Below are 26,118 nucleotides of genomic sequence, written 5' to 3' on the forward strand. Positions count from 1 at the left end.
AAGCGACGACCTTTATTATTAGCCGTTTACTTGACCTTCCCGTAAGGGGAAGACTTATGCTTAAAAGATAGCCTGCTTAAGCTGCTGAATATAAGGAAGTGATTATGCAACGTCGTGACTTTTTAAAGTACTCCGTGGCGCTGGGTGTCGCGTCAGCATTACCTCTGTGGAGCCGTAGCGTATTTGCCGCCGACCGTCCGGCATTACCCATTCCAGACCTGTTAACCGCCGATGCTTCTAATCGCATTCAGTTGATTGCACAAGCCGGGCAGTCGAACTTTGCAGGTAAAACCGCCACGACGTGGGGATATAACGGCAATTTGCTCGGACCGGCGCTAAAGCTAAACAAAGGGCAATCGGTGACGGTGGATATCCACAACCAGCTTGCCGAAGAGACGACGTTGCACTGGCACGGGCTGGAAATTCCTGGTGAAGTTGATGGTGGGCCGCAAGGTATTATCCCGGCAGGCGGGAAACGTTCCGTCACTTTCACACCGGATCAACGGGCAGCAACCTGTTGGTTCCATCCACATCAGCATGGTAAAACCGGTCGCCAGGTGGCGATGGGGCTGGCCGGACTGGTGCTGATTGAAGATGAAGAGATCCACAAACTGCTGCTGCCGAAGCAGTGGGGCATTGATGATGTGCCGGTGATTATTCAGGACAAGCAGTTTTCCGCCGATGGACAGATCAACTATCAACTGGACATGATGACCGCTGCCGTCGGCTGGTTTGGCGATACGCTGCTGACCAACGGCGCGATTTATCCTCAACATGCCGCGCCGCGCGGTTGGCTGCGTTTGCGCCTGCTGAACGGGTGTAACGCTCGCTCGCTGAATATTGCCACCAGCGACAATCGTCCTCTGTACGTTATTGCCAGCGATGGTGGACTGTTGGCGGAACCGGTCAAAGTAACTGAACTTCCTATGCTGATGGGCGAGCGCTTTGAAGTGCTGGTGGATGTGAGCGACGGTAAGGCGTTTGATCTGGTCACTCTTCCTGTCAGCCAGATGGGGATGGCGGTTGCGCCATTTGATAAGCCGCACCCGGTGATGCGCGTTCAGCCGTTGCTGATTACCGCTTCCGCAACGCTGCCTGATTCGCTGACATCCATGCCGTCATTGCCGTCACTGGATGGCCTGACGGTACGCAAACTACAGCTGTCTATGGATCCGATGCTCGACATGATGGGCATGCAAATGCTGATGAAGAAATACGGCGGTCAGGCGATGGCGGGTATGGATCATGGGAAGATGATGGACCATATGAATAATGACAATATGGGCCACGGGAAGATGAATCATGGCAATATGAACCATGGCAACATGGGGAATATGCAGCATGGCAACATGAAGCAGGCGGGATCATTTGATTTCCATAATGCCAACCGGATTAACGGTCTGGCGTTTGATATGAATAAACCCATGTTCGCCGCGGCGAAAGGTCAGCATGAGCGCTGGGTAATTTCCGGTCAGGGCGACATGATGCTGCATCCGTTCCATATTCACGGCACCCAGTTCCGCATTTTGTCTGAGAATGGCAAAGTGCCTGCCGCGCACCGCGCGGGATGGAAGGATACGGTGCGGGTAGAAGGCGGCGTCAGCGAGGTGCTGGTGAAGTTTGACCACGACGCGCCGAAAGAGCATGCCTATATGGCGCACTGTCATCTGTTAGAGCATGAAGATACCGGCATGATGCTCGGATTCACGGTATAAAAAAGCCGGGGGGCGGCTTCGCCTTGCCCGGCCGACATGTCGCATCCGTAGGCCCGGTGGCGCTAAGCTTACCGGGCTTTTCAGTTATTTAGCGTCGTCCGGCAATGCATACGCCACGATATAATCGCCCATCTTCGTGCCAAACGACCCGTGGCCTCCGGCGGAGATCACCACATACTGCTTGCCATTCACTTCATAGGTCATCGGTGTCGCCTGTCCACCTGCCGGTAGACGGCCCTGCCACAGTTTTTCACCGTTACTCATATTGTAGGCGCGCAGATAGTTGTCGGCGGTTGCGGCAATGAACAGCACGTTACCGGCGGTGGAGATAGGCCCTCCCAGCATTGGCATTCCCATATTAAACGGTACCTGAACCGGCATTGGGAACGGCATGCTGTCCTGCGGGGTGCCAATACGTTTTTTCCACACCACTTCATTGGTCTTCAGATCCACGGCGGAGATGTAGCCCCAGGCTGGCTGCTTACACGGCAGGCCAAATGGCGACAGGAACGGATTCAGCGTGACGCCGAACGGCACGCCGTACTGTGGCTGAATTCCTGATTCTGTGCCGGTGCCTTTGGCATCTTTCGGCGGCTCCATCGGATTACCTGGGCCGCGTGGGATCAGCTTCGAGACAAACGGCAGCGCCATCGGGTTGGCTATCGCCACCTGACGGTTGGGATCAACGGAGATTCCGCCCCATTCGAACATCCCCAGGTTGCCAGGGAACACCAGCGTGCCCTGCTCTGAAGGTGGGGTGAAGATGCCCTCATAACGCAGTTGGTGGAACATTACGCGACACACCAACTGGTCGAACATGGTGGCGCCCCACATGTCCGCGCCGCTCAAATCTTTCTGCGGACGGAAGGTAAGGTCGGAGAACGGCTGGGTTTTGCTGACGTAATCACCTTTGGCTGCACCCTGCGGCACCGGTTTTTCCGGGGCAGGTACCACCAGTTCACCATTACGGCGGTCGAGCACGAAGATGTTACCGGTTTTCGCCGGGGCGTAAATGACCGGGACTTTCTGGCCTTTAACGGTGATATCCGCCAGCGTTGGCTGCGCCGGTAAGTCCATATCCCATAGATCGTGATGAACGGTTTGATAGCTCCAGGCCAGCTTCCCGGTAGTGGCATTTAACGCCAGGATGGCGCTGGCATAACGTTCCTGTTCCGGCGTGCGGTTACCGCCCCAGATGTCCGGTGTGGTGACGCCCATGGGCAGATACACCAGATCCAGCTTCGCGTCATAGGCCGCAGGGGCCCAGGAGTTTGGTGAGTTAAAGGTGAACGTATGTTCATCTGACGGGATGAAATTGGGATCTTTGGCACCTGGGTCGAATGCCCACAGCAGCTTACCGGTATTCACATCGAAGCCACGGATAACGCCGGAAGTTTCGCGGGTGGAGAAGTTATCGGTCACCGACCCGGCAATCACGATGGTTTTATCAGTGATGATGGGCGGTGACGTCGGCTCATACAGACCCGGCGTGGTATCCGGCATGTTGGTTTGTAAGTTGAGGATGCCTTGATTGGCGAAGGTTGCGCACAGCTTGCCGGTTTCCGCGTTCAGGGCAAACAGACGGCCATCGTTCACCGGCAGGATGATGCGGCGCGGACAGTCAGCCACCACTTCCGGGCTGGCGTTATCGGCACGTGCTTCATGATAAGAAACGCCGCGACAGGTTACGTGCTGGAAAGAGGTGTTGGTATTGAGTTGGGGATCGAAATGCCACTTCTCTTTACCACTCGCCGCATCGAGCGCAAACAGACGCTGGTGGGCGGTACACAGATAGAGCGTATCACCAACTTTGATCGGCGTGACTTCATTGGTGATTTCACCCGGATCGTTTGGCTGTTTTAAATCACCGGTGCGAAATACCCAGGCTTCTTTCAATTGATGTACATTGTCGGCGTTAATTTGTTTTAACGGTGAGTAGCGTTGACCTTCCTGATTGCGCCCGTAAGCGGGCCAGTCCTCGTCGGCCACCGGTGAAATTGCTTCAGCCGGGGTGGTATTCGCGCTCAGCGTGCCGTGTACTTCCTGCGGATCGTTGAAACCCGCCCAAGTCAGGATCGCGCCGCTAATCAGTAGTGCGACGACCAGCGCCGTTACCGCGCCGCTGGAAGGGATGAGCAGGTGACGCCAGACGAACGGCAGAATCAGCCAGATACCGAAGAAGACCAGGATGTCGCTACGCGGTGTTAATGCCCAGAAATCAAAGCCGACTTCCCATACGCCCCAAATCATGGTGGCGAGAAGCAGGACGGCATACAGCCAAAGCGCGGAGCGTTGACTACGCCATAGCAGGAAGGCCACGCCGAGCATGGCCAGACCCGCTATCGGGTAATACCAGGAGCCACCGATGGCGACCAGCCAGCCTCCGCCAATCAGAAGATAGAGTCCACAAAGTGCGGCGAACAGAGCACTCAGTGTCACGATAAGTCGTTGGGATCGTACGTTGTTATTTGCCATAAAAAATACCATCACAGGTGTTATTTCTTTAATAGCAGTTAATTATAGGAGTTAAAACGCGTGACGATTGTCACATTATGAACTTTATCAACAGATGCCGCGGATGAATGCTTTTGCTGGTATACTGCGTGCCTTGCGCTTAGATGCTCGCTTATTAAAAGTAAGCATTGAGTGATTTGTTTTTAAATCATATGGTTAGAGATATGAAACATACTGTTGAAGTCATGATCCCGGAAGCGGAGATCAAAGCGCGTATTGCTGAACTGGGACGTCAGATTAACGAACGTTATAAGGACAGCGGCAGCGATATGGTGCTGGTTGGTCTGTTACGCGGTTCATTTATGTTTATGGCGGACCTGTGCCGTGAAGTGCATGTCTCCCACGAAGTCGATTTCATGACTGCATCCAGTTATGGCAGCGGAATGTCTACCACGCGTGATGTTAAAATCCTGAAAGACCTGGATGAAGACATTCGTGGCAAGGACGTGCTGATTGTCGAAGACATCATCGACTCCGGCAACACGCTGTCTAAAGTGCGTGAGATTCTGAGCCTGCGCGAGCCAAAATCCCTGGCTATCTGTACGCTGCTGGATAAACCTTCCCGTCGTGAAGTGGATGTCCCGGTTGAGTTTATCGGATTCTCTATTCCAGATGAGTTTGTGGTCGGCTACGGCATTGACTATGCTCAGCGTTATCGCCATCTGCCGTACGTTGGCAAAGTGGTGCTGCTGGACGAGTAATTGGCTGGAGTGCCTGATGGCGCTTCACTTATCAGGCCTACGGCGCAGGTTTGTAGGCCGGGTAAGGCATAGCCGCCTCCCGGCAATGTCTCATTATTTATGGTTGCAGTGTTTCTGGCTGAGGTTAGATAAGCCCTGGCGATAGCGCTGCTCCAGCGTTTCGCGGCTGGTGGCGGTGACGTCGAGATCGCGCAGCAGGCCATCATGAATACCGTAGGCCCAGCCGTGAATGGTGACTTTCTGACCGCGCTTCCAGGCGGATCGCATAATCGTTGAATGACCCAGGTTATAGACCTGCTCCATGACATTCAGTTCGCACAGGGTGTCCATGCGGCGTTCCTGCGGCATTTCGCCAAGCAGTGAGCTGTGTTTAAACCAGATATCGCGAATATGCAGTAACCAGTTATCAATCAGCCCCTGTTCTTTATTTTCAATCGCTGCCTGGACGCCGCCGCATCCGTAGTGGCCGCAAATAATAATATGTTCCACTTCCAGCACATCCACCGCATACTGAACCACTGAGAGGCAGTTCAGGTCGGTGTGAATAACCAGATTGGCAACATTACGGTGGACGAATAATTCGCCCGGTTCCAGACCGGTCAATCGTTCAGCGGGAACGCGGCTATCGGAACATCCAATCCATAGAAAACGTGGATTCTGCGCATGTGTCAGCGTTTCAAAAAATCCGGGATCCTCTTCTACCAGCATCTTTGACCATAGTGCATTGTTGCTGATGAGTGTATCTATGTCTTTCATGGAGTTGTACGACCCGAAACCAGATAAATTCGATGGGCTAATATAGGGTAACTCCAGCATTAATTAAACTATATATGAAATGTCAGAACGTAAGGTAAGTAAAAAACCATGACCATTGCTCTGGAACTTCAAGAACTTAAGAAAACCTATCCCGGTGGCGTGCAGGCGCTACGCGGCATAGATTTGCAAGTCGAAGCGGGTGATTTTTATGCGCTTTTGGGACCGAATGGCGCAGGTAAATCTACCACCATCGGCATTATCAGTTCGCTGGTGAATAAAACTTCCGGACGGGTAAGCGTCTTCGGATACGATCTCGATAAAGATACGGTTAACGCTAAACGTCAGCTTGGTCTGGTGCCACAGGAGTTTAACTTTAACCCGTTTGAAACCGTGCAGCAGATCGTGGTCAACCAGGCAGGCTACTATGGCGTTGAGCATAAAGAAGCCGTTAAGCGTAGCGAAATATATCTAAAACAGCTCGACTTGTGGGAAAAACGTAACGAACGTGCGCGTATGCTTTCCGGTGGGATGAAACGTCGTCTGATGATCGCGCGGGCGCTGATGCATCAGCCAAAGCTGTTGATTCTCGATGAACCGACGGCGGGCGTCGACATTGAGCTACGTCGTTCAATGTGGGGCTTTTTAAAAGATTTAAACGACAAAGGCACCACGATTATTCTGACTACCCACTATCTCGAAGAAGCGGAAATGCTGTGTCGTAATATCGGTATTATTCAGCACGGTGAGCTGGTGGAAAATACCTCAATGAAGAGTCTGCTCTCTAAACTGAAATCTGAAACTTTTATCCTCGATCTGGCGCCAAAAAGCCCGCTGCCAAAACTGGAAGGGTATCAGTATCGTCTGGTTGATACCTCGACGCTGGAAGTGGAAGTTCTGCGTGAGCAAGGGGTTAACAGCGTGTTCTCACAACTGAGCGCCCAGGGTATTCAGGTATTAAGTATGCGTAACAAAGCGAACCGACTGGAAGAACTGTTTGTTTCTCTGGTGCATGAAAAACAAGGAGATCGCGCATGATGCAGCTTTATTGGGTTGCGCTAAAAAGCATCTGGGCGAAAGAGATCCACCGCTTTATGCGTATCTGGGTCCAGACTCTGGTTCCTCCCGTCATCACCATGACGCTCTATTTTATTATTTTTGGTAATTTGATTGGCTCGCGTATCGGCGAAATGCATGGTTTTAGCTACATGCAATTTATTGTGCCGGGGCTGATTATGATGGCGGTGATCACCAACTCGTACGCTAACGTGGCATCGTCATTCTTTAGCGCCAAGTTTCAACGCAATATTGAAGAACTGCTGGTCGCTCCGGTACCGACGCACGTCATTATCGCGGGTTTTGTCGGCGGTGGCGTGGCGCGTGGCCTGTGCGTAGGGATCCTTGTAACGGCTATTTCACTGTTCTTCGTGCCGTTCCAGGTGCACTCCTGGGTCTTTGTTGCGCTCACGCTAGTGTTAACGGCGGTACTGTTTTCACTGGCCGGGCTGCTGAACGCGGTTTTCGCCAAAACCTTTGACGATATCAGCCTGATCCCAACCTTCGTGCTGACGCCGCTGACCTATTTGGGGGGCGTTTTCTATTCGTTAACGCTGCTGCCGCCGTTCTGGCAGGGACTGTCGCACCTGAACCCAATTGTCTACATGATCAGCGGGTTCCGCTACGGCTTCCTGGGTATCCATGATGTTCCGCTGGTCACCACGTTTGGCGTGCTGGTGGTGTTCATCGCGGTGTTTTATTTGCTGTGCTGGTACCTGATCCAGCGTGGGCGCGGTTTGCGCAGTTAATTCTTTCTTCCTCTCTCTGCTCGGGAGAGGAAGACTTTTGACGCTTATCACCATTATGTATTTATCACACTGATAAACTACTTGCCTGCTAAGGAGGTAGGCAATGTTAGGTTGGGTAATTACCTGTCATGACGATAAGGCACAGGATATGCTGCATCGTCTGGAGCAAAAGCACGGCCCGTTGGCCCAATGCCAGGCGGTAAGTTTTTGGCGTGGACTCAGCTCAAATATGTTGAGCCGCATGATGTGCCACGCTCTGCATGCTACTGACTCAGGCGAGGGCGTGATCTTCCTGACGGATACCGCGGGGGCCGCACCATACCGCGTGGCCTCGTTAATGAGCCACAAACACCCCCAGTGTGAAGTGATTTCAGGTATCAGCTATTCATTGCTTGAGAGAATGCTTTCGTCGCGGGAATCAATGAGCAGCTCTGCGTTTCGCAATTGCATTGTTACGCTTGGCGGGCCGGAAGTCTCAAGTCTCTGGCATCAACAACAAAAAAATCCCCCCTTCGTATTGAAGCATGATTTGTATGAGTATTAATCGTTGGTATTGATGGTGCTTTTGCTACAATAGCCGAGGTTTCTCGCCTCGGTTCGGTTATCTCATATGGTTATGCGCGTTGTGCTTATTTTGTTGCTCCTGTCTTCTGGCAGCGTAGCTGCGGCTTTGCCTGCTCGCTACATGCAAACTACCGAAGCGGCTGCCGTGTGGGCGCAGATAGGTGATAAAATGGTGACGGTGGGGAATATTCGCGCCGGGCAGATCCTTGCCGTAGAGCCGATTGCGGCAGACTATTACGAATTCACCTTTGGCTTGGGTACCGGGTTTATTGATAAGGGACATCTGGAGCCTGTTCAGGGGCGGCAGAAAGTTGATGATGGTCTGGGCGATCTCAATAAACCGCTCAGCAATCAAAGCTTGATTACCTGGAAAGATACCCCGGTTTATAATGCTCCGGATGTCGGTAGCGCCCCGTTTGGCGTGCTGGCGGATAATCTGCGCTATCCCATTATCAGTAAGCTTAAAGACCGACTCAACCAGACGTGGTACCAGATCCGCATTGGCGGCAGACTGGCCTATATCAGTGCTCTGGATGCGCAGGAAGACAACGGTATACCGGTGTTAACCTATCATCATATTCTGCGCGATGAAGAGAATACCCGCTTTCGCCACACCTCCACGACAACCTCTGTACGCGCGTTTAGCAACCAGATGGCCTGGCTACACGACCGCGGCTACACGACGCTGACGATGTATCAACTGGAAGGCTATGTACGCAACAATATGAACCTCCCGGCGCGAGCGGTGGTGCTGACTTTTGATGATGGGCTGAAGTCGGTGAGCCGTTATGCTTACCCGATTCTGAAGCAGCACGGCATGAAGGCAACGGCGTTTATCATTTCCTCACGCATCAAGCGCCACCCGCAGAAGTGGGATCCGAAATCGCTGCAGTTTATGAGCCTTTCTGAACTGAACGAGATCCGCGACGTGTTCGACTTCCAGTCGCATACTCATTTTTTACATCGGGTGGATGCCAATCACCGGCCAATCCTTTTGAGTCGCAGCTATCACAACATTCTGTTTGATTTTGCCCGTTCGCGCCGGGCGCTGTCCCAGTTCAATCCTCACGTCCTGTATCTTTCCTATCCGTTTGGCGGTTATAACGCTACGGCGGTAAAAGCGGCAGGCGACGCGGGATTCCACATGGCGGTCACCACGGTGAGAGGGAAGGTGAAGCCGGGGGATAATCCGTTCTTATTGAAAAGACTTTATATTTTAAGAACGGATTCGCTGGAGACGATGTCGCGGCTGATAGTCAATCAGCCGCAGGGGTAAGCTTATTCGTAGGTAAAAGTAAACGTGGCGACGGATTCGAAATCACCGGCTTTGACGGTCGCTCCGGTAGGGACCAGTTTCGCGGCATAATCAAGGCTGACGCTATTGTTGCCCCAGGTAGAAAAGGCGGTGCCTGATGAATTGGAGCCATCGGCTTTCATCTGTTTGTAGCCATCTTTCACGGAGTAAACTTTTACGCCGACGCCGCTCGCATTACCGCCGCTTTGCGTCAGAATCGTAGGGTCGCCAGCCAGGTAATTGCCACTCATTTTGACGGTCACCTTGGTCATCAGGCAGTTGGTTAATTCAAAGGTGAAAGGGATCTCGCGAGCGGTATTTTTATTAATATCAGAAACGAAGAAATGCCCAAGATCCACCGTCGTTGAATACGCATCGTTGACTGAGGCCCATTGGCAGGTGGGCTCCATCACCTTGAAATGCAAAGAGGAGGCGTCAACAGAGAAGGTGATTGTATTTGGCTGGTCCACTGAACCCATACGGAAAGTGCCGATTTTACCCGGTTTGGCATAGCCATCAGTTTGGCCGACTCTGGGTTGATAATTTGGGGTCTGATAAACATCGAAAAACAGATCCCAGTTGCTGTCGGCATCTTTCCAGGGCGCGCCGGTTTGTGACGGTACGGTGGCTAATCCGCTGGCGGGGAAATTGAGATAAACATCGCCAACGTCCGATGAGTGGTTGCACCCGCTGCCTTTAACGCAACGCAGCATATAAGTATAGCTGATGCCCTCTATATCGGTTTTGAGCAACCCGCCTCCTGTTCCTGGAACCGTATAAACATCCATCAGGCTTGCATCGGCTTCACCTAAGGTTATTTGGTTGCTGTTGCTTCTGCTGTTATTGCAATCCATCCCCCCTCGTAAGGGGATTGTGTAATTGGCGGGAATGTTCATGTTGGTCACGGTTGCGCCCATATAGACCACGGGGAGTTGAATGATGGTCGGCTCGATAACCACATGATAATCCCCCGCTGCGCCAGCGGTAATATAACATTCGTTCGATGCCATCACGCTGCCGGAAAAAGCTAACGAGGCGCAGCCCAGGAGGAGAAATAAATAACGCTTTTGCATAATAAGTTCTTTTATTATTCGTAAGTCACGTTGACGACGACGTTGCTGAGCACCTTCCCGCTGCTCACCGCGCCGGTATTTTGATAGCGGGCGTAAAAGGCATATTCAGTCAAATAGTCATCGGCTGATTTCCCTTTTACGTCATATTCGACATCTGATTCGCCATCGTTATTCAGTACGTTGGTGTGGTAAGTTGCGGAGAAAATGACTACCCCGACGTTAGTTGCTGCGCCATTTCCCGCTTCATTTATAAAGACTTGTTTATTTCCGGCGGTGATGCCGGACTGGGGACTAAACTGGAAATGCAGCGACTGGAGTGTATTCCCGCCGGAACCGACGGCATCACATTGCTCCACCCGAATGGTAAAAGGTGTGCCGCCTGCGTCCGTGGTGGGCTGAAGGCGGTCGCTGCCGTCGCTATTATAAAACCAACTGCGCATGACGGTAGGTAGCGTAATGTCTCCGCCATTGTCCAGGCTGATTTGACAGGTGTTATTGACGATCCTTGCCGAGAAATTAACATCCAGGCCATCGCCCGCATAGCTGGCCGCTGACCACTGCCCGGTAGCCAACCCCATGAACAGAGCCAGTGTCGTGGGGCGAACAGAAAATAATAAATATCGCATCGTCACCTGCCGTTCTGGTTTATTCGTAAGTTACAACAAAGGTAATTGCCGACGAGGCGTCGCCAGCAACGGCCTGCGCGGCGGTATAACCGCTGGCCGCTACCCAACGCGCGTTCATCGCGTATTCCGCTGTGGAAGCGCCTTTAATTGCGGTTGTGACCGTATTTGAAGGCGTACCGCTGGTGCATGCCAGTTGCGTACCGCTCCCGGCCGCGCCGCCCCAGATTTCAACAGCCGTATGGGTATTGACAGTACCGGTGGTGGCGAATGAGGCGCTATTGCTATCGCATGTATTCCCGCTACCGGCCTGGGCGGCGATTTTTGCCGAATCGACGCCTGCGCAACCGGTGAAAGCAATCTTAAAAGGTTCGGTACGGGTGCCAATATCAGACTTAAAGACATCGCCAAAATTGATGGTGTCCGTGGTGGTTGAGCCCTGTTTCACCGTGGCGGAGCAGGTGCCTGCAACCACTGTTGTGACAAATTTAGCCGACAGACTGGGGGTACCGACGATATCTGCATGCGCTGTATGGGTGAATAATCCACCGCAGAGGGCCAGTGCAAGAAAAAAGGGGGTATGTTTCATCTTAATGACTCCATTGCGCTGGGGAAATTATTCGTAAGTAAATTCAAATGTTGCGGTGGATTCAAATCGGCCCGCTTTAACCTGCGTAGAGGTACCTGTTGCCACCATTGTGGCGACCAGTGGGACGGCTTTTGCCGTTTTGATTTCATTGGTTGTCCATACCAATCTTTCGCTGTCGGTTGTACTGTTGATGACGAAAGGGGCATTCAGCGCGCTGGCGCGGGCAATCGTTAAGCCAACATAAGACGTCGGTGCTGGAGAGGTACCGGCGTAGGTATTTATCAGGGCGGTAGATATTCTTGTTGAACCGGTACCTTTAATTGTGGTTTTGATGGCGTTCAGCGAATCCGGGCATTCGACGATTTTAAGCGTAAATGGCGCGCTAATATTGCCTGTGCCTAAGAGAATATTATCCAGCCGCGTCTGGCCGCTATCGCCAAGGGTGATCGTATTGTCAGCGCCGCTGGCGCCGTCAATGGTCATATCGCAGGTGGTTTCGCGGATCGTCGCTTTAAAGGTGACTTGCAGACTATCACCATTCGCCCATACGGGCTGGGATATCGCCAGCGCTAACGCCGCTGCGGAGAAGCGGGCGAGGTACTTGGATGTGTTAAAAGTCATAAAGGGAACTCCCTGTATAAAATGGCTTATTGCATCTGACATGTTTGGTTATCCAGAACGGTGGTGAGCCCTGCTTTCGGTGCGTTTGCAGCGATCCGGTAATGAACTACGCAGGCGTTATCATTGGCATTACCCCAGACAACTCGTAGTGTTCCTTGTTGTTCTATCCCGCGAACATAGGCCTGGCCTGCCTGACCGACGCTACCGACCAGCTCGCCTTTGCTATTGAGTACGTCTGCGCCCAGAGGAATAAAGCCCCCATCGTTACGTGATAGCTCCAGAATCAGCGACTTACCTTCGTCAGTCTTGAAATCGACACGGACTACGGATCCATCGCGTGGCACGACAACCGTGCTGGTACTCTTAAGTTCAACGTCGTTTTCCAGGGTGGTAATATCAATACCCACGCGGTTTTCACGGTAAGGCGACATATAAGGCAAAATGCCGTAGCCGGAACTGCCAATCTCACCATGGCCATAGTTCAGCCGCGCCCCTTTGGCTCCGTTGGCATTGATTAGCGCCAGCGCGTCGTTATCGCCGATACTACCCGGCGCCAGCGTGATACCGCCGGAATGGATAACCATGCCGCCGTTGTAGCTTGCGGAATATTGTTTGCTGCCGTCGTCGCCGGCGGAGATCGATGTCCCCAGAGGCCCATATGGGCTGTTCCAGGTCGCATAACCGCCAATTTGGTTAATGTCGCCATAATCTCCGCCGCTGGATGAGGTAGTAACGGAGTAGCTCAGGCTGGTGTCCTTTGTGCTGCCGCTGGCAGTGGTATTTATGCTGTTGCTCCCGCTGAGGTCGGAGCGCATACCGACGTTGAGACTGGAGAAACCGGCTGTCGCGCTGTCCTGGCCAAATAGGGTGTTAAAGGGGATATTGAGGCTTAAATAGACGCTGTCGTCCTTGTCGCCATTGTCATCATAGGTTCGTTGCACGGACAAGCTATAGCTGCCGTAGCGGAAACTGTTGTTATAACCGATGCTGTAGTTTGAGGTGGCATCGCTTTCGTTCCAGTAATCCTGCCAGCTACCGCTGATATACAGTGAGCCGTATGCGCTATCGACCGTGGATAACGGTTGATTCACGCTGATCTGTACCTGGTTTTTCATCCGCTGAAAGTGGTTATACAGCTCTTCGCCGGAAGTGTAGGACTGATTCCGGTATTCGCCATGTTTGACGTCGTTAGCCAGCGAAGCCGCATCGTGCAGGCTCAAATAGTCTTCAGTAGAGAAACGGTAGGCGGCAACGTTAAACGAGGTTTTCGTCATCTCGACCATTTTGCTGTAGTTCAGGCGATAGCTCTGGCCGGTTAACGTGCCAATTTCGTCGATTTTGGCTTGCGATTGGGTAACGTCAAAGGCGAAGGCGCCGACGGACGTATTAATGGCAATCCCTAACAGTCCGGCAAAGAAGTGGTCATCCGTTGCTTGAGCGCCGAGATAACCAGTAAAGGTGTTATTAATCCCATAATACAGTGTACCGTAAGCCACATTCGGCCTGTCGCTCAGGCTATCGTCATTGAGTTCGCCGGCGCCGATATCCCAGCGAACCGAGCCCGGACGAAGCATCTGGGTGACGGAGGAAAAAGGGATCGAAAACGTTCGCTTGCTACCGTCGGACTCTTCGATGGTGACGTTCAGATCGTTACCATACCCCGTGGTGCTGATATCGCTGATTTCAAATGCGCCAGGCGGAACCGTGGTTTCATAAATCTTGTTCCCGCTCTGAGTAATGGTGACTTTGGCGTTGCTGTTAGCGATTCCGCGAACCACCGGGGCGAAGGTGGAACTGGCGCCGGGCAACATGCGGTCATCGTTGTACATGCGCAGACCGCGTAGGCTGACAGAGTCAAATGTATCGCCGCGCGTGTAGGAGTCGCCAGCGACCATTTGCGCGCGTAGCGGAGCAATATCACGCTGTAGATAGATATCCTGACTGGAATAATGGCTGCCATTATCGCTGTTCCAGTCAATATTTCCGCGTGAGCGTAAGCGCCACGGCCCCATATTCAGGCCATAATGCAGCCCCATATACGCCGTATCCGAAGTACTGCTACTGCTTTCGTTGTGCCACGCGTTGAGATCATAAGATAATAGCGCCGCCGGGATACCGTTGTCCCAAAGTGAAGGGTCAACATATCCTTGCGGGAGTTTAAGTACATACAGTTGCGGAAAGTTCAGATCAAGGGATTGTTTTCCCGTATCGTAACTCACGCTGGCGCCTGGATATTGCGCTTTGATATCAATACACGTCACCGTATCATCATGTGATTCGTTTAATTTACTGGTATCAATACCTGCCTGCGCTAATAATAGAGGCGTCAGGCAAGGGGATGCGCGCGGCGTGCCATTATCTTTAAATTCAATATCAACTGTAGTTTTTATTTTACCGTTTAAATTGACGGTCGCACGGTATTTTCCTGCAGGGATTGGGTTGCCTAAGGTATAACGGCTAACATCAATGGCGCCACCACTATTAAGCAAGAATTGCTCATTAAATTCGATGGCTTCTTCTACGTCTACGGTATCTGATTTTGAAGATGGCGCAATTTTGCCATCTGCCAGAACATATTGTGGCAACGAGACAAAGATAGCCAGAGATAATAATGAAAATCGAAACTGCATGATGAGCCCAAATCGTCAACGCCAGTACTCACTACCGGCATAATATTATTATGTAATAAGGGTGATTATCGCCGAGTTATATTGAGGCGTTATTCTCTTCCACACCACCATTATCGTTTATTGACATATATTTCACAGTGCCTGAGGTTTGGCTGTTTAGGTCGGTAACCGGCATTTCGCTACTGGAAAAGGGTAAAATAGATTTACTGCTCACCGGGAACTCTCTGGTACCGACCTTAAAGGTGACCGCGGAAAGAGAGACGTTCCACGGTGAGTTATTTTGAGCGACCAGTGCATAATTACCGTTTTGTTTTTGCAGCGACCATTTCAGATCTTTGACCGCCTGTCCCGGCGTTCCTTTTAAACCATCAGGACGGAAGAAAAGTTTAATCCGGGTACGAAATGCCAACTGTAGCTGATTGGGGGATTCCCCTTCTTTTAGTTTAGCTTTGGGGGGAATTTCCAGGGCGTTAAACCAGAACATGGATTCTTTATCTTGTGGCAAAGGTTGCCCGAGATAGGTAATACGTATTGACTGTCCTTTGTGTGGATCGACGCGCGAAACAGGGGGGGTAATAACGAAAGGCAGCTTGAGTTCTTGTGGGTTGGTTGTATCACGGCCGTCATCCAACCAGGTTTGAACCAGCAGCGGCCGTTGCCCACGATTTTCTAATGAAATAACGACATCTTTTACAGACTGCGGATAAATAATACGAGTGCCGGAAATGACAATATCAGCGCTTGCCTGAAAGGCTGCGACACAAGTCATTGCTACAATAAAGCTTTTTAAGCCGGTACTGAAGGTCAAATTACGCATGGAAATATCCACTCTCTGTTGGATCTGGCAAAACTCCTCTGACCTGACGCCAGAGGAGTGAAGCATAATGATGAGACTTATTCGTACTGCATGGTGAAAGCAACCTGCGCCTGCACAACGCCACTGCTGACTGCGCCAGTGTTCATATACGCTACGTTGTAAATCAGTTCACCGCCGCTTTCATTATTATCTGGATCCCAGGTGACGTGCTGAGTGTTGTTGGTCTGATCGATTTTGATCAGATCACTTGCACCGTTACCGGCGTTGTGCAGAACCAGGTTAACGTTGGAGGCGGCGCCTTGCAGGCCGCTTTGAGGGACCAGTGCACCAGCGGTGCTTGCGCTTGAGCCTGACCAGGAGTCAAATTGGGCGCTGGCGCCTTTTGCGCTGGCATCACAGTTCGAGAGTACCAGGGTAAACGGCGTTTTCCCCAGCGCGCTATCAACGCTGTCAGTCGAGCCGGTCACGAAGTCTTTCACAAATACCGTTGGCAGAGTAACGTTGAAATCGTTAGTTGCTGCCTGAGTATTGATTGGATCATCTTTCAGTGAGATTTGGCAGGTGTTGCCAGAAACCAGACCGTGGAAAGTAATCGTACCTGCATCGGTGTTAGCGGCTAGCGCAGAACCAGAGAATGCAGCCAAAACGAATGCAGCTAAGGTATATTTTTTAAAAGCCATGATTAATATCCATATAAAAAATATTTCTCGTCTCGAGAATGAGGTTAATTTACATAGCGTTAGCTATTAATAATATTAACTTTTTTAGTATATAGTAATACTTTCCCTTTCTAATAATTAGAATTGCTTAAATAATTTTTAATGAAAAATAATGTTATTTGTTTTCAATGGGTTGCCGTGCCTTTTTCTGCTTTCTGTATTTATGAAACGACTGGATTTTTATGTTTTAATTGAGGGGGTTCATCTATTTTGATATGATGTAAAAATAAACTTTAAAAAAATAATATTATATTCTAGATACAGTTTCTTCTAATATCATTAGCAGGCGGGAAATTGGTTTTGGTATTAAAGGTCCGAGTAATAAATATAAAAGAAGTGAAAGCCATTAATCTGCTTGTGCTTTATGTAAAACTAAACGTATTAACTTATCTTTTGCTTGCGTCACCTTTATGGTCTGTCAGCAATAAAAGTAAAGCAATAAAGTAGGTAAGCCAGATTGAACCATCTTAAATAGCCTCCATCCATAATACATTGGAGGCTATCGATGACTTAAATGAGAAGTGTAAGAATATCAGGCAACCTGGACCGGAATAGCTTTCGCGGTGCGCTTCATTTCGTTGTCGCCTTCAAAGTAGGCCACTTTCGGCCGCCAGGTACGGGCTTCTTCATCAGACATAGTGACGAAGCTGGCGATAATCACAATGTCGCCGACTTCAGCACAGTGCGCCGCCGCACCGTTCACCGAGATGATTCTGGAGCCGCGTTCAGCCGCAATAGCATAGGTTGAAAAACGTTTCCCGTTGGTCACGTTCCAGATATCAATAGCTTCGTTTTCCAGAATACCAGAGGCATCGAGGAAATCCTGGTCGATGGCGCAGGAGCCTTCGTAGTGCAGGTCCGCCTGCGTGACTTTTACGCGGTGGAGCTTGCCTTGCAGCATGGTGCGAATCATAACTTCTATACCCTGTCGTTTACCTTGGCTAAGCAGGCGCGAATGGCCTGCTTTGAGAAATTCTCAGGCAGTATTGCCTGATTTTTAACCCCTGTCTACTGGGCTAATGTAACGCTTTGATTATCGATCAGACGCGCCTGACCCAGCCAGGCGGCGGCCAGAATTACCGCTCGTTTACTGGTTTCCGTCAGTTCCTGCAGCGTGTCGGCATCACGGATTTGAATGTCGTCGGCACGGAAGCCTTTTTCATTCAATTCCTGCTCGGCAATGGCAATAATCTCTTGCAGCTCACGATTACCCGCAATCAGTTTTTCAGCGATGCCGTTCATCACTTTGTGCAGACCTGGCGCAATTTTGCGCTGCTCTGCAGTCAGATAACCGTTACGTGAGCTAAGCGCCAGACCATCTTTGGCGCGGATAATCGGCACGCCAACGATCTCAATGTCATAACCCATATCCGCCACCATTTTGCGGATCAGCGCAAGTTGTTGGAAATCTTTCTCACCGAAGCAGGCGATATCTGGCTGGATCAGGTTAAACAGCTTGCTGACGATCGTGGAAACGCCACGGAAGTGGCCTGGGCGGCTGGCGCCTTCCAGCATGGTGGAGAGACCGGGAACATCAACGAAAGTCTGGCCTTCCAGACCCTGAGGATAAATTTCTTCCACGGCTGGGGCAAATACATAATCGACTTTGCGCTTGTTCAGCTTTTCGCAGTCTTCCTGCAGCGTGCGCGGATAACGCACCAGATCGTCCGGCCGGTCAAACTGCATCGGATTGACGAAAATGCTGACGATCACCACATCTGCCCGGGCTTTTGCCTCATCGACAAGCTTCATATGGCCGTCGTGCAGGTTGCCCATTGTGGGAACCAGTGCGACGCGTTTGCCTTCCTGACGCAGACGGCGAATATGCTGGCGCAGCAGCGGCAGGGTTTCAATAATCAACACAACGAGACTCCTTAATGGAAACTGTGTTCTTCGCCCGGATAAACGCCGGACTCCACTTCAGCCATATACTGCCGTACGGCGGTGCGCATGTCGCCCGCTTCGGCAAGGAAATTTTTCGCGAATTTTGGAATATGACCGCCGGTGATGCCAAACGCATCGTGCATCACCAGGATCTGACCGTCGGTGACGTTGCCCGCGCCAATGCCGATTACCGGAATCGACAGAGCCTCAGTGACGCGCTTCGCCAGTTCAACCGGCACGCACTCGAGTACCAGCAACTGAGCGCCCGCGGCTTCTAAGGCCAGCGCATCATCCAGTAGTATCTGTCCGGCGTCGCCGCGGCCTTGAATTTTATAGCCGCCGAAGATATTCACCGACTGGGGTGTTAATCCCAGATGACCGCAAACCGGCACCGCGCGTTCGGTGAGCATTTTCACCGTATTCGTAAGCCATGCGCCGCCTTCGATTTTGACCATATTAGCGCCTGCTCGCATAACCGTGGCCGCGTTTTCAAACGCTTGTTGCGGCGTGGCATAAGCCATAAACGGTAGGTCGGCGAGCAACAGACAGTTGGGCGCGCCACGGCGTACGGCGCGGGTGTGATAGGCGATATCCTCCACGGTGACCGGCAGGGTAGAGTCGTGCCCCTGAATTGTCATGCCCAGGGAGTCGCCCACCAGCATCACGTTGATGCCAACATCGGCGAACAGTTTGGCAAAGCTATAGTCGTAGGCGGTAATCGTCGCGAAGCGCTTTTTCTCTTGTTTGCATTTCTGCAGCACAGCGATAGTAGTGGGTTTGCTCATAACCTCTCCGGCCATAATATTGATGAATAGAATGGCCGCATTGTAGGGGAATGAAGCGGAATAGCGTTAGCCCTTTGTGGGAATCTTATCGACCACCACTTAAACAGTCATCAGGGATAGTCGATGGTAAAAACACCGTTCGCTTTGAAATTTCCAGACCCAATTGACTGGGTTCCATCACGTTTAAGCGTGGCCAGGAAGTTGAGAGTTTGAGACTGGACCTTCCCGTTTTCGCTGCTGCCGTAGATATTATCATCGCCGGAAGTATCGCGCTGATCGTTATAGACTGATGTTGGGTCGTTTGGAATCATTACCATTTGTGAGCTATAGTTATTGGCCGCGCCGCTGATCTCCAGCCCCACGCCGGTGGCGTTATTCATCGTGAGAATATTGCCAAGCAGGGTAGGCGTTTTGGCCATCGTGGTGGTGGTGAGCGTCACATTAATATTGCGCAGACCCTTGCAACCTGCCAACTGGATGGAAAATGGAACAGCAGTGGCACCGTTGATAATGTCGTTCGGACTGTAGCGGCCCAGATCGACAGTGGTGCCGCTAACGGTGCTACCGCTGGCGACGGGCTGTGTGGTGCAGGTGGGCTCCGCGATGGTTACTGAGCTAATATCAAAGGTTACATTCTGATAAAAACTATTAACGCCTGCCGCTGGGTTTTCATTCCAGATGCGGAGATGATAGTCGCCGTTTTTGAGCAAGGTGATCTTTGAATTGCCTGGTGTATAGGTTTGATCGGTATAAAAGGTGATTGCGGCATAAAACGACAACCCACCCCAGGTATAGTAATGCCCTGGTCCTGATAAATCTGGCCCTGTACATCCCCTTCCGTTACCCGCACTGACTGAAATCAGGTTGTGCATGATGCCGTTTTGCATTGCCGTTGATGGACCGCTTACCTGCAGAACGTACGAATGGAAGCTGCGTAGCGTGAGTGAGAAATAGAGACCCGTAATGTTCGTCTTAAAAATATCGACTCCGCCGTAGCTTCCTGCGGAAACGAGGCCAGACTCGATGGACAGGGCACCCGTAGTGCTTTGGCCCTGCTCTGAAACGTAGCAGAAAAGGCTATTATCTGCTGATGCTGAGCCATGAGAGTCGTTCCAGTTGATGGTGACGTTAGCAGGCGCCAGCTCGTTTGTCCGGCTGAAGTAGACGGTGCGTCCAGCAGGATAGATGAGCTTATAGGTACCATCTCTTGATGGGCCATCATATTCATAGTTCTGCTTACCGTTGCCTAATACGAAAGTATCCGTCTGGGCACAGGCTGTGGCAGAAAAAAATATCTGTATTATTAAATACATTGATAAAATGAAGGGAAATGACCTCTGCCATCCTCTGTTTTTATCATATTGCATCGGCGCGCTCCTTCTCATTGAAATCTCCTTCTCAAGCCGGTGAATTTTTACTCATAATAAACTGACACCAGCACGCTGGACTTCACCGGGCCGCTGACAATTGACTGCCCTGGCTGCACCTTCTGCATCCGGGCGTAAAACGAATAGCGGCTATCGGCGTAGTCGGCGGCAGTGACGTCATATTGGCTGCGCGGCGTGCCGTCGGTGTTCATCACGTTATAGATATTGTTGGCATCGTTAATGGAGAAAATCACCACCCCCACATTTTTTGCTCCATTACTTTCATCGTTGGCGAAAATTTGCATAGAGCCGGGGGCAAAGCTGCCGGACAATGGGGAGAAATGCAGGATAATTTTCGACGGATCTTTGCCGCTGACCGGCATGCAGTCTTTCACGTGCACATAGAAGGTGCTGCCGCCATCGTATAGATCTTCGGCGGTGATGCCGCTGGCGAAGTAGTCATAGCCTTTGGTGCCCAACTCAACGAGCCCATTATTGTCAAGTGAGACTTCACAGCTGGTATTGACAATATTGGCTTTGATTTCCACATCGGTATCAGCCTGACTTAGCGAGGCCAGCAACGATAAGCCGATGCCGACAGCGCCATACAATAATTTGCTCATCACATGTTACTCATAGGTAATGGTGAACAGGCCCTGGGTAGAGAAGGAGCCGGTGTGTAAATCCGCGACGGTGCTGCCGGAGGCGAGCACGATGCGGGCGCTGAGCGGCATGACGACCGTGGTTTCATCGCTGGCCTGCGCCAGATCGATCAGTTGCTGCGCCGGGTTGGCGCAGCTTAGCTGTTTGCTGCCGCTGCTACCCGGCGTTGAGGTGGTCCACACCTCGGCAGAGACGTTTGCCGCGTCGTTGCTACCGTTTAAGGCATTGCGGAATCCATTGCCGCCGCCGGAAGCGCCATCGCAGCCGGTTTTTGCCGTCAGGGTGACATTCGCCTGCTTTTTAGCCAGACCTACGCAGTCGCTGAATACCAGCGAAAAGGCGCGTGAGTTGGTTTTATTCACAACCTGCGGAATATAAACGTCGCCAATATCAACAATCCCGTTCGCTTTGCCGCTGTCGTCGTGCAGCGTGGCCTGGCAGGTTGACGGCGTAATGGTAGTGGATACCGTCATTTCCAGTGAGTTTGTGCCCGCGTAGCCCGGTGCGGCGGCAAGGAGAATAGACAGTGTGCTACATAGCCGAATGAGATATCGCATCAACGCAGCCTCCCGCTTATTTATAAGTAAAGGTAAAAATGGCCTTAGCCTGAAAATCACCGGTTGTCGGTGACACTGAGGTACTTGCGCGGCGGAAAAAGGCGCTTAGCTCCATACCGTCGGCAATTTGGCTCTGGCTCCAGTCGGTTTGTTGCGTGCCATCGAGTCTCAGCCGGCTGCTGTCGTCACTGCCGGCGGGCTTAAAGCCTAGCCCAACGTTTTCAGCGTTTCCCTCGGTCAGGTCGTTTTTTATCATGAAGTTGGTCGTCGACAGCGTGACGCCTTTGATGGTCATCGCGATTGAAGCGATTGCGTTGTTGCACTCCTCCGGCTTGAGCTTAAAGCTGCCCTCGGTGCTGGCGGTGGCCTTAAGCAGTTCGGCGATCCCGATATTGGGAATAGTGAGCGCATACTGTGCGTCGCTACCGCTGAGCGATGCATTACTAAGGGGGCTGACCTTCATGAGACAGGTCGTTTCTTCAATGACGGCGGTGAAGTTAAGACTCAATCCCTGAGTACTGCTAAAGGCTGACTGTGTCAGCAGCGCGCTGGTGAGTGCCAGTGAGTTGACTACGTGGTGTGTTCTCATCCTGTGTCCTCGTAATCTATTGCATCTTGCAAGGGACGGCGTTGAAAATGGTGGTTTTACCCACCACCTTTTTATTGCCTGATGTGGTCTGGTAGTGCAATCGGCAGCTCTGCATTTTATTCTGCTGATTCCAGCGCACCTCCAGCTCGCCGCTCTCATTGATTCCACGAACAAATGCCTGGCTACCCTGACCAACGGTTCCCAGCAGAGTATTGTTCATATCGAAGACTTCGGCGGTAAAAGGAACCGGCTGGCTATCACTACGGATAAGGTTAATAATTGCAGAGCGCCCCTGGTCAGTTTCGAACTGACTCACCACCACCGCACCACGCCGTGGAATCACGGTCGCACTGGTGCTTTTCATTTCAATATCATTATCCAGCTCGTTAATATCGAGCGAGACGAGATTTTCCCTGTACGGTGTTAACGAACTGCCAATACCGTAACCGAAACGGTCGATAGTGCTGTTACCATAATCGATGCGCGCACCCTCCGCGCCTGGTGCATCAATAAGGACCAGCGTATCGCTATCGCCAAAGCTCTGGTTGCTGAAGGTGAGTCCTCCGCTGTGCAGCACAAAGCCCCCGTCGGTATTTAAGGAATACTGACGCGAGCTGTCGTTGCTGGCGGAAGCTGACGCGGCGATACTGCCATAGTCGGAGTCGTAGCTGACGTAGGAGCTGATGGTGGAGAGATCTTTCTCCTCTTTCTCCATGTCGTAGGCGGTACTGACGCTGTAGCTCCATCGGTTATCGGCGCTGTAACCATTGGCGCTGGTATTGAACTGATTACTGCCATCGAAATCACTGCTGATGCTGCTGTTTAGGGTGTGAAAGCCGCCCTTGTCTCTGTCAGTACCGAGCAATTTATCCAGGGGGATAGTCACGCTCAGATAGATGGAGTCATCACGTTTATCGTTTTCATCATATGTCCGTTGCAGGTTGATGCTATAGCTGGCCCAGCCCAGGCTGTTGCTGTAGCCCGCTGAGAAACTGCTGCGGGAATCATTGGTCACCCAGTAGTCGGCCCAACTGCCATTCAGATAGAGTGAGCCGTAGTTTGTGTCTTCGCTTTGCAGACTTTGATTGAGGCTGATCGTGAACTGATTTTTCATTCGCGAATAGCTGTTCATGCCGTGATCAGTGTTATCGTTACTGTGTTTGACATCATCAATAATGCTTAGCGCATCGTTCAGACCGAGATAGTCTTTTGTCGAATAGCGATAAGCGGCGATGTTTAACGAGGTGTCCGTCGGCGCGAAGAATTTATTCCACGATACGCGATAGCTCTGACCGCGATAGGTTTTATCGTCAGGAATGTCGGTCTGAGATTGGGTTATGTCAAAAGATACGGCGCCGACTAGAGTGTTCATTCCAAGTCCCAGTAACCCGGCAAAATAGCCATTATCTGTGGCCTGAATACCGCTAAAACCGGTGAAGGTACTGTTAAAACCGTAATAAAAGGTGCCCTGAGCCAGACCCGGCTCATCATGCAGGCTGTCGTCATTGACCTGGCCTACACTGAGGTCCCATTTGCCGACTCCGGGATGCATCATTTGCACCAGCGATGAAAACGCCTGGCTAAAGCTGTGTTTCGAGCCGTCGGCTTCAGTAATGGTGACTTCTAAATCGGCGCCATACCCGGATGGCGAAAGGTCATCAATGACAAATGGTCCTGGTGGTACTGTGGTTTCGTAAATTTTATAGCCGTTCTGCGTGATGGTAACTTTGGCGTTACTGTTGGCTACGCCACGGATTGTTGGCGCATAGCTGGCAAGCTGTGGTGGCAGCATCTGTGATTCACTATACAGGCGAACACCGCGTATATTGACAGTGTCGAAAGCTTCGCCGCTGGTACCGGATTCACCGATGACCAGTTGGGAACGCAGTGCGGCGATATCCCGCTGAACATAGCGGTTCTGATACTCAATATTGCTGTCGCCGTCTTTTTGCCAGGAGTAGTTGCCTTGGGCGCGAAAATGCCATGCGCCAAGGTTAATGCCACTGTTAAAACCAGCGTAAACGCTGTCTTCAGTACCATAGTTGTTTTCATTTTTCCAGGCGCTGATGTTGTAGGACAGCATTGCAGCAGGGATGCCATCATCCCATAGAGAGGGATCGACATAGTTGGCGAAGCCTTTTTGTACCCACATTTGCGGGACGCCAATATCCAGTCGCTGGTCGCCGCCGTCGTAATGGCTTTTCGACAGAGGAATCGCTTTTGCCAGGTCAAGGCAGTTGTTAACGCTTTCTTCGCGTTTCAACAGTAGCGCCTTTTCGGGCAGATCGTCAGGTATGCGGATATGCAACTGGCTTAATATTTTGGGTGTAATACACGCCTGCGTTTTGCCATTATTTGCAATATCAATAAATTCGACCTTTAGTGTGGTCACCAGATCGTTATTGACATAGCCGCTGACATCATAGAAGCCGGGAGCAATGGTATTACCGTCGGAATAACGACTAAGGTCGACTTTACTGGAACCTGGGCCCATTAAAAAGGAGCTGTCAAATTCAATCGTTTCGTTTTCGGCCCAGGCACAGACGCTGCCGGATAATAGCGTAAAGACAATAAAGCGAGCCAGGAAAGTGACCCTGAAATTTTTTGACAGCTGTTTCATTGGCGCATCCGAAAGTTTATAGGTATAGGTAAGCGTTAAATATCCACCTTGCCGTTGATTGCACCGCCGAAATCACTAATCGCGATATAGTTAATACTTGATTTGGCGGGCGCGCCTGTTAAGCCAGGAATGATGAAGTCGGCTTCTCCTTTGGGAGCAACCATTGAAGAGGAAACGGCATATTTTCGCCCGCTGACAACGGCTTCGACTTTATTAAACGAAATGTAATAACCAGTGGGATTTGTGACGTGAAGTACCGTTTTCCCCGCATTCTGTTGTATACGCCACTGTAATTTCTGCGGCGCTTCTGACGCGGCACCCTCCAGTCCTTCCGGGCGATAAAACAGTTTAATACGTGTACGAAAAGCTAATTGCAGGACGTTTTTTTCATTCACGTCAGCGTCTTTCATTTTGGGCGGCACTTCAAGCACGTTAAACCAGTAGATGCTTTCGCGATCTTTCGGTAATGCACGACTGCCAGTGTAGGTTAATTTTACCGTCTGTCCGCGTCCTGGTTCGATGCGGGACACCGGTGGAGTTGCGTTAAAAGGCACATTAATGGTGCTGGGGTCTGCATTTGAGTCGCCGTCATCCAGCCAGTTTTGTACCAGCGCTGGAGTTGAACCTTTATTCTCCAGACGGATGGTGGTGTCCTTTTGTGACTCTTTATAAACAATACGAGTGCCGGAAAGGACAATATCTGCGAACACGGGTTGAATAGCTGATAGTGAAGTAATGGTAAAGATGACACAAAAAAGAGAGCGACACGTCCTGGTCATAATTGTTCCTCCATGAGGGTAAATAAGGAGGAGGATCATGTTGAAGCACACGCTCTTCCTCCTGTGAAACACGAATGATTAGTCGTAGGTAACGGTATATGCTGTGTTAGATTTGACGTAGCCTGCGGTTACAGGGACAGCACCAGACTGCTTAACGTAAGAAACGACAAAGTTAAATTTCGCCACGCCGTCAGTATTAAAAGTTGTATTGTGAATGTCGGCAGCGTCATTTACTTTGACCTGGGTATAGGCCAGCGCGGCGCCGGAGTTATCGACCTGGTGGATCGCCAGGTTAACGCCAGTTGCCGGGTTGGTGATGGAGTCATCGTTGTTGAGCGTTCCATTGCTGTTGCTGAAGAACGTCGAGGCCATGCTCAGGTGCGCATTCATATTTGTGTTAGTTTTTCCGCAGTCAACGGTAATATAAAACGGTTCTGGCTGAATACCGACGGCACT

At 51.2% G+C, this 26,118-nt stretch carries 25 protein-coding genes; 6 read left to right on the forward strand and 19 right to left on the reverse strand.

The window, feature by feature from the left end:
• Positions 1–104 precede the first annotated feature (104 nt).
• Positions 105–1,715, forward strand: coding sequence for a multicopper oxidase CueO (gene cueO / locus FDX11_RS21625; RefSeq protein ID WP_137398517.1), 1,611 nt, complete (start codon positions 105–107; stop codon positions 1,713–1,715).
• Positions 1,716–1,799: 84 nt separating this feature from the next.
• On the opposite strand, the gene FDX11_RS21630 is transcribed toward cueO, so the two are convergent.
• On the reverse strand, positions 1,800–4,190 hold the full coding sequence (locus FDX11_RS21630; RefSeq protein WP_042312633.1) for a glucose/quinate/shikimate family membrane-bound PQQ-dependent dehydrogenase: 2,391 nt from the start codon (positions 4,188–4,190) through the stop codon (positions 1,800–1,802).
• A 203-nt stretch (positions 4,191–4,393) separates the two neighbouring features.
• Between FDX11_RS21630 and hpt the strand changes: the two genes are divergently transcribed.
• Positions 4,394–4,930 carry a hypoxanthine phosphoribosyltransferase gene (gene hpt, locus FDX11_RS21635; RefSeq protein WP_042312274.1) on the forward strand — a complete coding sequence of 179 codons (537 nt, stop codon included), beginning with the start codon at positions 4,394–4,396 and terminating at the stop codon, positions 4,928–4,930.
• A 93-nt stretch (positions 4,931–5,023) separates the two neighbouring features.
• On the opposite strand, the gene can is transcribed toward hpt, so the two are convergent.
• Positions 5,024–5,686 (reverse strand): carbonate dehydratase, encoded by a 663-nt coding sequence (gene can, locus FDX11_RS21640; protein WP_038637306.1) that lies wholly within the window; start codon positions 5,684–5,686, stop codon positions 5,024–5,026.
• A 108-nt stretch (positions 5,687–5,794) separates the two neighbouring features.
• Here can and FDX11_RS21645 point away from each other — a divergent pair, with 108 nt between their 5' ends.
• From FDX11_RS21645 to FDX11_RS21660, 4 genes are all read left to right on the forward strand, one after another.
• On the forward strand, positions 5,795–6,721 hold the full coding sequence (locus FDX11_RS21645; RefSeq protein ID WP_042312269.1) for an ABC transporter ATP-binding protein: 927 nt from the start codon (positions 5,795–5,797) through the stop codon (positions 6,719–6,721).
• Positions 6,718–7,488 (forward strand): ABC transporter permease, encoded by a 771-nt coding sequence (locus FDX11_RS21650; RefSeq protein WP_042312267.1) that lies wholly within the window; start codon positions 6,718–6,720, stop codon positions 7,486–7,488. Before FDX11_RS21645 ends, FDX11_RS21650 begins: the two co-directional genes overlap by 4 nt.
• Before the next feature lie 103 nt (positions 7,489–7,591).
• A complete protein-coding gene (locus FDX11_RS21655; RefSeq protein ID WP_137398518.1) occupies positions 7,592–8,032 on the forward strand; it encodes a PTS sugar transporter subunit IIA in 441 nt (146 codons plus the stop codon).
• A 66-nt stretch (positions 8,033–8,098) separates the two neighbouring features.
• Positions 8,099–9,328 (forward strand): polysaccharide deacetylase family protein, encoded by a 1,230-nt coding sequence (locus FDX11_RS21660; RefSeq protein WP_061382969.1) that lies wholly within the window; start codon positions 8,099–8,101, stop codon positions 9,326–9,328.
• Positions 9,329–9,330: 2 nt separating this feature from the next.
• Here the strand turns inward: FDX11_RS21660 and FDX11_RS21665 are convergent, their stop codons facing one another.
• The 17 genes from FDX11_RS21665 to FDX11_RS21745 form a co-directional block, all read right to left on the reverse strand.
• Complete coding sequence (locus FDX11_RS21665; RefSeq protein ID WP_137398519.1) at positions 9,331–10,419, reverse strand: fimbrial protein; 1,089 nt, start codon at positions 10,417–10,419, stop codon at positions 9,331–9,333.
• A 14-nt stretch (positions 10,420–10,433) separates the two neighbouring features.
• On the reverse strand, positions 10,434–11,045 hold the full coding sequence (locus FDX11_RS21670; RefSeq protein ID WP_061382972.1) for a fimbrial-like protein: 612 nt from the start codon (positions 11,043–11,045) through the stop codon (positions 10,434–10,436).
• Between the two features lie 19 nt (positions 11,046–11,064).
• Positions 11,065–11,631: a hypothetical protein gene (locus FDX11_RS21675; RefSeq protein ID WP_042312256.1), complete on the reverse strand. Its 567-nt coding sequence runs from the start codon at positions 11,629–11,631 to the stop codon at positions 11,065–11,067.
• Between the two features lie 27 nt (positions 11,632–11,658).
• Positions 11,659–12,252: a fimbrial protein gene (locus FDX11_RS21680; protein WP_137398520.1), complete on the reverse strand. Its 594-nt coding sequence runs from the start codon at positions 12,250–12,252 to the stop codon at positions 11,659–11,661.
• Positions 12,253–12,278: 26 nt separating this feature from the next.
• On the reverse strand, positions 12,279–14,882 hold the full coding sequence (locus FDX11_RS21685) for an outer membrane usher protein (RefSeq protein WP_137398521.1): 2,604 nt from the start codon (positions 14,880–14,882) through the stop codon (positions 12,279–12,281).
• A 76-nt stretch (positions 14,883–14,958) separates the two neighbouring features.
• The gene (locus FDX11_RS21690; protein WP_042312250.1) at positions 14,959–15,699 is read right to left on the reverse strand and encodes a fimbrial chaperone; all 741 of its coding nucleotides are present in this window, start codon (positions 15,697–15,699) and stop codon (positions 14,959–14,961) included.
• Positions 15,700–15,776: 77 nt separating this feature from the next.
• Positions 15,777–16,379: a fimbrial protein gene (locus FDX11_RS21695; protein WP_042312249.1), complete on the reverse strand. Its 603-nt coding sequence runs from the start codon at positions 16,377–16,379 to the stop codon at positions 15,777–15,779.
• 571 nt (positions 16,380–16,950) lie between these two features.
• Complete coding sequence (gene panD, locus FDX11_RS21700) at positions 16,951–17,331, reverse strand: aspartate 1-decarboxylase (protein ID WP_000621526.1); 381 nt, start codon at positions 17,329–17,331, stop codon at positions 16,951–16,953.
• A 95-nt stretch (positions 17,332–17,426) separates the two neighbouring features.
• Complete coding sequence (gene panC, locus FDX11_RS21705) at positions 17,427–18,281, reverse strand: pantoate--beta-alanine ligase (protein WP_042312241.1); 855 nt, start codon at positions 18,279–18,281, stop codon at positions 17,427–17,429.
• Between the two features lie 11 nt (positions 18,282–18,292).
• Positions 18,293–19,087, reverse strand: coding sequence for a 3-methyl-2-oxobutanoate hydroxymethyltransferase (gene panB, locus FDX11_RS21710; protein WP_137349658.1), 795 nt, complete (start codon positions 19,085–19,087; stop codon positions 18,293–18,295).
• Positions 19,088–19,197: 110 nt separating this feature from the next.
• On the reverse strand, positions 19,198–20,454 hold the full coding sequence (locus FDX11_RS21715) for a fimbrial protein (RefSeq protein WP_157716792.1): 1,257 nt from the start codon (positions 20,452–20,454) through the stop codon (positions 19,198–19,200).
• A 47-nt stretch (positions 20,455–20,501) separates the two neighbouring features.
• The gene (locus tag FDX11_RS21720) at positions 20,502–21,077 is read right to left on the reverse strand and encodes a fimbrial-like protein (RefSeq protein ID WP_042312236.1); all 576 of its coding nucleotides are present in this window, start codon (positions 21,075–21,077) and stop codon (positions 20,502–20,504) included.
• Positions 21,078–21,083: 6 nt separating this feature from the next.
• On the reverse strand, positions 21,084–21,674 hold the full coding sequence (locus FDX11_RS21725; RefSeq protein ID WP_249360753.1) for a fimbrial protein: 591 nt from the start codon (positions 21,672–21,674) through the stop codon (positions 21,084–21,086).
• A gap of 16 nt (positions 21,675–21,690) precedes the next feature.
• Positions 21,691–22,263, reverse strand: a complete 573-nt coding sequence (locus tag FDX11_RS21730; protein ID WP_137365171.1) for a fimbrial protein — start codon at positions 22,261–22,263, stop codon at positions 21,691–21,693.
• Positions 22,264–22,279: 16 nt separating this feature from the next.
• The gene (locus tag FDX11_RS21735) at positions 22,280–24,883 is read right to left on the reverse strand and encodes an outer membrane usher protein (protein WP_137398522.1); all 2,604 of its coding nucleotides are present in this window, start codon (positions 24,881–24,883) and stop codon (positions 22,280–22,282) included.
• A gap of 35 nt (positions 24,884–24,918) precedes the next feature.
• A complete protein-coding gene (locus FDX11_RS21740) occupies positions 24,919–25,662 on the reverse strand; it encodes a fimbrial chaperone (protein WP_042312230.1) in 744 nt (247 codons plus the stop codon).
• A gap of 78 nt (positions 25,663–25,740) precedes the next feature.
• On the reverse strand, positions 25,741–26,118 hold a 378-nt coding region (locus FDX11_RS21745), incomplete at its 5' end, for a fimbrial protein (protein WP_371414803.1).

It is taken from the genome of Citrobacter sp. wls714, from assembly GCF_005281025.1.
Lineage (GTDB): Bacteria > Pseudomonadota > Gammaproteobacteria > Enterobacterales > Enterobacteriaceae > Citrobacter > Citrobacter werkmanii.

What these genes read in the sequence shown, in the direction of transcription:
- panB (WP_137349658.1), bottom strand. Translation starts at nt 19,087, where the DNA reads ATGAGCAAACCCACTACTATCGCTGTGCTGCAGAAATGCAAACAAGAG.
- FDX11_RS21660 (WP_061382969.1), top strand. Translation starts at nt 8,099, where the DNA reads ATGGTTATGCGCGTTGTGCTTATTTTGTTGCTCCTGTCTTCTGGCAGC.
- FDX11_RS21730 (WP_137365171.1), bottom strand. Translation starts at nt 22,263, where the DNA reads ATGAGAACACACCACGTAGTCAACTCACTGGCACTCACCAGCGCGCTG.
- can (WP_038637306.1), bottom strand. Translation starts at nt 5,686, where the DNA reads ATGAAAGACATAGATACACTCATCAGCAACAATGCACTATGGTCAAAG.
- FDX11_RS21680 (WP_137398520.1), bottom strand. Translation starts at nt 12,252, where the DNA reads ATGACTTTTAACACATCCAAGTACCTCGCCCGCTTCTCCGCAGCGGCG.
- FDX11_RS21655 (WP_137398518.1), top strand. Translation starts at nt 7,592, where the DNA reads ATGTTAGGTTGGGTAATTACCTGTCATGACGATAAGGCACAGGATATG.
- FDX11_RS21725 (WP_249360753.1), bottom strand. Translation starts at nt 21,674, where the DNA reads ATGCGATATCTCATTCGGCTATGTAGCACACTGTCTATTCTCCTTGCC.
- FDX11_RS21685 (WP_137398521.1), bottom strand. Translation starts at nt 14,882, where the DNA reads ATGCAGTTTCGATTTTCATTATTATCTCTGGCTATCTTTGTCTCGTTG.
- FDX11_RS21630 (WP_042312633.1), bottom strand. Translation starts at nt 4,190, where the DNA reads ATGGCAAATAACAACGTACGATCCCAACGACTTATCGTGACACTGAGT.
- panD (WP_000621526.1), bottom strand. Translation starts at nt 17,331, where the DNA reads ATGATTCGCACCATGCTGCAAGGCAAGCTCCACCGCGTAAAAGTCACG.
- FDX11_RS21665 (WP_137398519.1), bottom strand. Translation starts at nt 10,419, where the DNA reads ATGCAAAAGCGTTATTTATTTCTCCTCCTGGGCTGCGCCTCGTTAGCT.
- FDX11_RS21720 (WP_042312236.1), bottom strand. Translation starts at nt 21,077, where the DNA reads ATGAGCAAATTATTGTATGGCGCTGTCGGCATCGGCTTATCGTTGCTG.
- hpt (WP_042312274.1), top strand. Translation starts at nt 4,394, where the DNA reads ATGAAACATACTGTTGAAGTCATGATCCCGGAAGCGGAGATCAAAGCG.
- FDX11_RS21740 (WP_042312230.1), bottom strand. Translation starts at nt 25,662, where the DNA reads ATGACCAGGACGTGTCGCTCTCTTTTTTGTGTCATCTTTACCATTACT.
- FDX11_RS21670 (WP_061382972.1), bottom strand. Translation starts at nt 11,045, where the DNA reads ATGCGATATTTATTATTTTCTGTTCGCCCCACGACACTGGCTCTGTTC.
- FDX11_RS21650 (WP_042312267.1), top strand. Translation starts at nt 6,718, where the DNA reads ATGATGCAGCTTTATTGGGTTGCGCTAAAAAGCATCTGGGCGAAAGAG.
- FDX11_RS21690 (WP_042312250.1), bottom strand. Translation starts at nt 15,699, where the DNA reads ATGCGTAATTTGACCTTCAGTACCGGCTTAAAAAGCTTTATTGTAGCA.
- FDX11_RS21695 (WP_042312249.1), bottom strand. Translation starts at nt 16,379, where the DNA reads ATGGCTTTTAAAAAATATACCTTAGCTGCATTCGTTTTGGCTGCATTC.
- FDX11_RS21735 (WP_137398522.1), bottom strand. Translation starts at nt 24,883, where the DNA reads ATGAAACAGCTGTCAAAAAATTTCAGGGTCACTTTCCTGGCTCGCTTT.
- FDX11_RS21645 (WP_042312269.1), top strand. Translation starts at nt 5,795, where the DNA reads ATGACCATTGCTCTGGAACTTCAAGAACTTAAGAAAACCTATCCCGGT.
- FDX11_RS21675 (WP_042312256.1), bottom strand. Translation starts at nt 11,631, where the DNA reads ATGAAACATACCCCCTTTTTTCTTGCACTGGCCCTCTGCGGTGGATTA.
- FDX11_RS21715 (WP_157716792.1), bottom strand. Translation starts at nt 20,454, where the DNA reads ATGCAATATGATAAAAACAGAGGATGGCAGAGGTCATTTCCCTTCATT.
- cueO (WP_137398517.1), top strand. Translation starts at nt 105, where the DNA reads ATGCAACGTCGTGACTTTTTAAAGTACTCCGTGGCGCTGGGTGTCGCG.